Here is a 6,548-nt window from a genome sequence, read left to right as displayed (position 1 = left end):
GGGCGGCGCCGTGCGGCTGAACGACCAATCCGTGTCCGACGATCGCCGATTGGTCACACTTCAGGATCTCGGCCCGGAACAAGTCGTAAAGCTGTCGCTCGGCAAGAAAAAACACGTTCTGGTGCGGCCAGTCTGACCAGCCGGCCGCCTCACCGGTACTCGAAGATCGACCTGAATATTCCGGGCGCGATCACCGACAGCGGGTTGACGTCCAGTTTCGGCTTGTTGGCATCGCCCCTGAGCCGGTAGGTCACGCCGATCAGGCCGCGATCGCGGCCATTGCCGAGCAGCGCGCCGAAGAGCGGCAGTTCGCCGAAGATGCGGTTGAGGCCATAGACCGGCATGAACGTGCCGGTCATGTCCATGTTATTGTTCTGGTCATAGAGCGTGCCCTGGAAAGTGGTGCCGATACGCGGGCCGCGCAGCACGCCATTGGCCAGCTTGAGATAACCGGCGCCCTTTTCGATCTCGGAAAAGCCGCGCTCGAACTTCACTCTCGACGTGTCGATGTTGGCTTTGACAGCTTCGTTGAGGCTGCGGCTGTCGCCCGCCGGCGTCGTCGATACGAGCGAGGCGAGTTTCGGCTCGTTGACCACGAAGAAGTTGTGCGAGTCGACCTGGCCCCTCATCGGCCCATCGCTTGCCCCGGTGAGCGCCAGCGTGATCGAACCGCCCTCCATATGCTCGTAGATGTTGAGGAACCGCAGGATGGCGCCGGCATCGGCCGACGTCACGTTGAGGGCGCGCCTGCCGGCGCCGGTCGTATTGCTGATGCTTATGGCAGCACCCGAACTTGCCGTGGCGCTCACCTTGAGCCCGTTCACCCTGGAGCCGGCGGCGCTGTAGTCGAGCTTCAGGTTCGACAGTCTCTCGTTGTGGAAGCCGGTCAGGGAATTGACATCGGCACTCACCGAAATCGCGTCGGACCCCGTGGCCTTGGTGGCGGTGTCGACATCGGACGTGAATTGCTTGATCAGCGAGCGCGCGTCCAGCGTGTTGCCGCTGATGTCGACCGCGTAGCCCTTGCCCGATCGTTTCACTGACACGGCAACGTTGTCTCCCCGGTTCAACGTGACCTTGCTGAACCGCGCCGAGGACAGAGCGCCGTTGACCAGCACCACGCCGCCGTCGATTGAAAAAGTCTTTCCATCCAGGTCGAAGTCGGACAGCGTCGTGGTGTCGTCGGACTTGGCCATGGCAAATGTGACATTGGCTGGAATGCCGGGTCCCTTGCTCCAGCCTGCCCAGGGAATATCCAGCCTGGCACTGGTCAGATCCGCCGAAACAGTCTGGTTGCCCGTGCCGCTCTTGTCGATCGCAACCTTGATGGTTCCGGAAAGCAGCGGCGACAGGCCAGGCATGGCGGCTGCACGCATCTTGTCGTCGAGCACCAGCGCCACTTTCCGGCTGCGTGGCGGTCCGCCATCCCTGAGCGGCTCGATCAGGTCGAGTTCGGCTGGAATGCCGTTGAGCAGCGACTTGGCTGATATCACGGCCTTCTCGGGTTCGACCGTGATCGAACCATCGGCGTCCGTCACCGTCTGGTCTTCGAACGGCCTGCCCAGCGACAGGTCTTTGTAATGGAGCGTCACCAGCCAATCGAGTTTCGAGCTGTCGACGCCGGACTGCAGCGGAATGTCCGCCTTGACGTGGCCGGTCACCGTGCCGGACAGTTCGTCCGGCAGCAGGCCGACATGGCGCATGGCATTGATCGGCTCGTAGGAGGCGAGTTCGGCGATTGCCGACGCCTCCCCGGCGACGTCGATATCGAGCGCGCCGATCACCGGCGGGCGGTTCGCCGCCTTGACCTTCAACGTGCCGTTGCTTGCCGCCACCGTGCGGCCGCTGGCCATATAAACGTTGCCCGAGGACAAAGCGACGTCGACGTCATTGCCGTGGAATTCGACAACACCGACGGCATCGCGTATCGGCGGAATGTGACCGGCCGTATCGAAGCGCGATCCTTCGATCTGGAAACGGCCGAACACTTCATCTGATGAAAGCGGTATCCCGTTGCCCAGGCGCCCGGGCACGACCTGGAACTGCAGGCTCGCGTCGACGACGCGGCCGCCGAACAGGTTCTTCAGCACCCAAAGGCGAGCATTTCCCGCGGAAAACCAGGGCCACAACTGCTTGACATGCGAGACCGGCATATCGTGGACATTGAAGGCAACAGATATGCCAGGCACCTTCCCCTCGACGAACTCGACCGAAGCCGTGCCCAGCGCCTCGCTGGCGGCTCCGGACCTGATCCCGATCTGCTCGGCAACGAGCTTGCGGCTCCTGGTCTGGTAGACGCCGGCGACGCGGGCGATGAAATCGAGCGCGGGTTCGGACGATTCCGAAGGCGACAGCGTCGAGCCGTCGCTGGTCAGGTCGTAGCGGTAGGATGGCTCCTCGCCCGCTGTCCCTGTCGCAGGCTTCGGTCCGATCGAACCGGCGAAATTGAAAATCGAGCGACCGGTTTTCAACAGCAGCTTGTCGACCTGGATCTTGTTCGAACCGGCGACAAGCGTGGCATTGAGATCGATGTCTGCTGGAAGTGAGCCGCGGGAGCCAAAATCTAGCACGGAACCGGCGAACGACAACGCGGCCGCCAGCCGCGACGCATTCTCGCCGGATCCTTCCGATCCCGCCAGCTTCAAGGCAATCGCGCCCAGCGTCCCGCCTGGCGCTGCCGCAGCCCCGTTAACCTCCGCTATCTCGACGCTGGCATCCAAAGCCGTCACGCGCCGCGTCGTCGTATCGCGGGTCGCTGATGCGGTGATGGTGAGTGCCCTGCCGTCGACCTCCGCTTCGGACGAAAACTCCATGCCGCCCGGCCCCGACTGCCCAACGGTGGCATCTGTGATCCTGACCAGTTTGACCGACCCGGCCTCGGGCAGAACGACGTCGACATTGCGGAGGTCGATCCGGCGCATCGAATCCTCGCGCACCGCATCGAGCGCGTGGTTGACGCTGGCAAAGACCGTGCCGGCCAGTCTTTCCGGGTCGATGAGGCCGTCGTCATTGCGCAGCGCCGCCGTCCAGTCGCCACCCGATGGCAGCGCCGCCATAACGATGCGCGCATCGGAAATCCTGGCGCTGGTAAGCCGCACCTCGCCCGAAAGCAGCGGTATCAGCCTTATGCCGAAGCGGACACGCCCAGCATCGGCCATCGGTTTGCCGTCGGCGGTCTTGAGGCTGACGTCGCTGACCTGTAGCGCGATGAAGCTCGATCCGTCGAGCGTGAGACGGGCCGGCCCGATCGCAACATCGACATCGACGCCGGCCAATTTCTCGATGGCCGTTTCCGCTTCGGCCCGCAGCCGCTCGGCGCCGAAACCGGACATGCCGATCGCATACACAGCGGCGGTGGCCAGCAGCACAAGCACCACAAGGCCGGCAAACAGCCGCGCAAGAACACGAACGCCGCGGCCGATCGACGCCTGGCCGAGCGGCGGTACGCGGCACGCGGACGGGAAGGCACCCAGGTCGGTGATCTCATCACGCCTGAATCTGATCTTCTCGTGCTGCGGCTGCTCCTGATCCACACAATTTTCCGTTGAACGAACTCGACCGTGGACGAATCCCGGTGCGACAATATATCGATGGGGCTTCGCGCGTAACCTCAAACAAGGGCATCGATATGGCTGATCTCGACCTCGGCGACCTTGCGCCGCAGTTCGACCTTCCCCGAGACGGCGGCGGCTCGCTCAGCCTCGGGTCATTGCTGGGAAAGCCGGTCGTGCTCTACTTCTATCCGCAAGACGACACCACAGGCTGTACCAATGAGGCGATCGGCTTTTCGCAGTTGAAGCCGGAGTTCGAAAAGCTCGGCGCCGCCGTCATCGGCCTGTCGCCGGACAGCGTCCGAAAACACGACAAATTCAAATCAAAATACGACCTGACCGTCGACCTCGTCGCCGACGAGGGGCGCAAGGTGATCGAAGCCTATCATCTGTGGGTCGAGAAGAAGCTCTATGGCCGCCGCTATATGGGCGTAGAGCGCGCAACGTTCCTAATCGGCAGCGACGGACGGATTGCCAAGATATGGCGGAACGTACGAGTCAAAGGCCATGCCGAGGCGGTGTTGGAGGCCGTCCGCGCGCTCTGATAACGACGTTGGCTGTGGGCTGAGAGCCCGATGTGAGGCATGAAGCGCTGATCCTGCGCCTCATGCCCTCATGCCAATCCAGCTGCAACCCATGGGCTGCAAGGAGCTGGGCGCCAGCAACCGACCGTTAACCTTAATGATGTGTAGTCAGGCTTGTCGTTGGTATCGTAACGAAAGCTTGGTCCCGTGAACGTAGCCAGTCAGTCAACGGTCTTCGGCAGGCGCAAGGAGCCCCACACGGTCATTATCGCCCGGGGCAACGAGGTCAGGCATTTCACGATACGTCCATGGGTTGCCGCATTTTGCGGCTCCGCGCTGGCGGCGATGGCCATAGGCTACCTGCTGGCGACCTCCTATCTCGTGCTGCGCGACGACCTGATCGGCGCGACCACGGCACGGCAGGCCCGCATGCAGCAGGCCTATGAGGACCGCATCTCCGCGCTGCGCGCCCAGGTCGACCGGATCACCAGCCGTCAGCTTCTCGACCAGCAGCTCATGGAAACCAAAGTTGGCGAACTGCTGGAACGACAGACCCAGCTCAGCCTGCGCCATGGCCGCCTCGGCCCGCTCCTCGAACGCGGCGAGAGCGAAGTCGGAACGCCACCTGCCGCAGGCACTGCTGCGTCCGCAAAGCCGGAAAAACGCGCCGACGTAACCGACGCCCAGCCGCAGTCGTATTCGGTTGCCAGCGTCGGCGCCAACCTTGGCGCCGGCGATACCAGGCCGTTCTCCCTGTGGTCGACCCGCTCCGATCCGCCGCCGAGCGATACGGCGGCCGATCGTGCCGACAAGCTGTTCCTATCGATCAGCGAGTCGCTCAAGGCCATAGAGAGCCAGCAGCTCACCCGCATCACCACGCTTGCCGACAACGCCTACAGAAACGCCGATGCAATCTCTCAGGCGCTCGAGGCGGCTGGCCTGCCGGTCGACAGCGATTTCGGCAAGAGCGATACCGGCGGTCCGCTGATACCACTCGACAGTTCGATGACGTTCGACAGCAAGGTAAGGGAACTCGACGAGGCGCTGGACGCGCTCGATCGTCTGAAGACGGAGGCGCGACGGCTGCCGCTCGCCAATCCCGCCCCCGGTCGCTCGGTCACCAGCCCGTTCGGCGTGCGCACCGATCCGCTCCTCGGCACCGCCGCGCTGCATTCGGGGATGGATTTCAGGGCGCCGACCGGAATGCCTGCCAAGGTGACGGCGCCCGGCGTCGTCGTCAAGGCCGGCTGGAACGGCGGCTATGGCCGCATGGTCGAGGTCGACCATGGCAACGGCTTTGCGACGCGCTATGGACATCTCAGCAAAATCAACGTGACCGTCGGCAAGAGACTCAATGCCGGCGACGTCATCGGTAAGACCGGCAGCAGCGGCCGCTCGACCGGCCCGCATCTGCATTACGAGATCCGCCACAATGGCGAAGCCATCGACCCGCTGCGCTTCCTAAGGGTCGGCAAGAAGGTCGCGCAGTATCTCTGAAGCCCGCATCTTCTTCATTAAGACAGATCTGGCCGTTTTTCCATCTGATAGCGGCCTCTGCTCCTGCTCCGTGTCGCTGGTGAACCCCGGACCGACGCATCATGCGCGGAAGTCATTTCTATTTTTGAATTCCATTTGACTGAATAAATATTCGGTGCGAACCTCATGTATCTTAGGGACGCAAGACATGGCACTGCGGGGTACCAATCAGGAATTCGGGCGGCCTTACAACAGGCGCATCGTCCTCGAATCCATCCGCCTTCACGGTCCGATCGCCCGCGGCGACATTGCCAGGCGGGTCGGGCTCACCGTCCAAACGGTATCGACCATCGTTCGCGAGCTGGAAGAACACGGCTACGTTCTGTCCATGCGCGAAGAGCCGCGGGGGCGCGGGCTGCCTCCGGCGACCCTGCGGATCAACCCGGAGGGCGGCTATGCCGTCGGCATTCATGTCACCCCGCTAGGTATCAATGCGGCGCTGATCAATTTGAGCGGAGACGTGATCGAGAGCACCTACCGCGAGGCCCCCAACGCAACGCCCGACCATGCCTTCGATCTGATCGGCGCGATGGTGCTTGAATTGACCCGACTGCGGCCTGGCGGTCGCGTTCTCGGCATCGGCATGGCGCTGCCCGGCCCTTTCGGCGTGGAGTCGATGAGCTTTATCGGTCCGACGACGATGACCGGCTGGAAGGACGTGGCGCTTCGAGAACGGCTGGAGGCATCGACCGGGCTGCCCGCGTTTTTTGAGACCGACATGGCGGCCGCGGCAATGGGTGAGCGCCTGTATGGCCTCGGGACGGGATATTCCGAATACTACTATCTCTATTTTGGTGTCGGTCTTGGCGGCGTCATGGTTCATGACGGAAGCGCGCTGCGCGGCGCCTGGGGAAATGCCGGCGAAATCGGACACATTCCTGTGGTGCCGGGTGGCGAGCCGTGCCCCTGCGGCAACCGCGGCTGCCTCGAAAGATAC

General features: G+C 63.1%; 4 protein-coding genes and 1 pseudogene. 4 read left to right on the top strand and 1 reads right to left on the bottom strand.

The genetic code is table 11. The features are described from left to right. Positions 1-136, top strand: a pseudogene (locus EOA86_RS40375) (tyrosine--tRNA ligase); the annotation flags it as partial. 13 nt (positions 137-149) lie between these two features. Here EOA86_RS40375 and EOA86_RS17175 read toward each other — a convergent pair. After that, positions 150-3,533, bottom strand: a complete 3,384-nt coding sequence (locus EOA86_RS17175; protein WP_128342737.1) for a DUF3971 domain-containing protein — start codon at positions 3,531-3,533, stop codon at positions 150-152. Between the two features lie 95 nt (positions 3,534-3,628). On the opposite strand from EOA86_RS17175, the gene EOA86_RS17170 reads away from it, so the two are divergent. From EOA86_RS17170 to EOA86_RS17160, 3 genes are all read left to right on the top strand, one after another. After that, complete coding sequence (locus EOA86_RS17170) at positions 3,629-4,096, top strand: peroxiredoxin (RefSeq protein ID WP_128342735.1); 468 nt, start codon at positions 3,629-3,631, stop codon at positions 4,094-4,096. 186 nt (positions 4,097-4,282) lie between these two features. After that, positions 4,283-5,572: a M23 family metallopeptidase gene (locus tag EOA86_RS17165; RefSeq protein ID WP_128342734.1), complete on the top strand. Its 1,290-nt coding sequence runs from the start codon at positions 4,283-4,285 to the stop codon at positions 5,570-5,572. Between the two features lie 187 nt (positions 5,573-5,759). Further along, positions 5,760-6,548 (top strand): ROK family transcriptional regulator (locus EOA86_RS17160; protein ID WP_164891789.1); only part of this gene is annotated, 789 nt, incomplete at its 3' end.

The sequence above is a fragment of the Mesorhizobium sp. M5C.F.Ca.IN.020.32.2.1 genome (genome assembly GCF_004023105.1).
Lineage (GTDB): Bacteria > Pseudomonadota > Alphaproteobacteria > Rhizobiales > Rhizobiaceae > Mesorhizobium > Mesorhizobium wenxiniae.
The sequence above is the reverse complement of the archived record's forward strand: the minus strand, read 5'-3'. Positions and strand labels throughout refer to the sequence as shown.

Coding starts and splice junctions, on each gene's coding strand:
- EOA86_RS17170 (WP_128342735.1), top strand. CDS start 3,629: ATGGCTGATCTCGACCTCGGCGACCTTGCGCCGCAGTTCGACCTTCCC.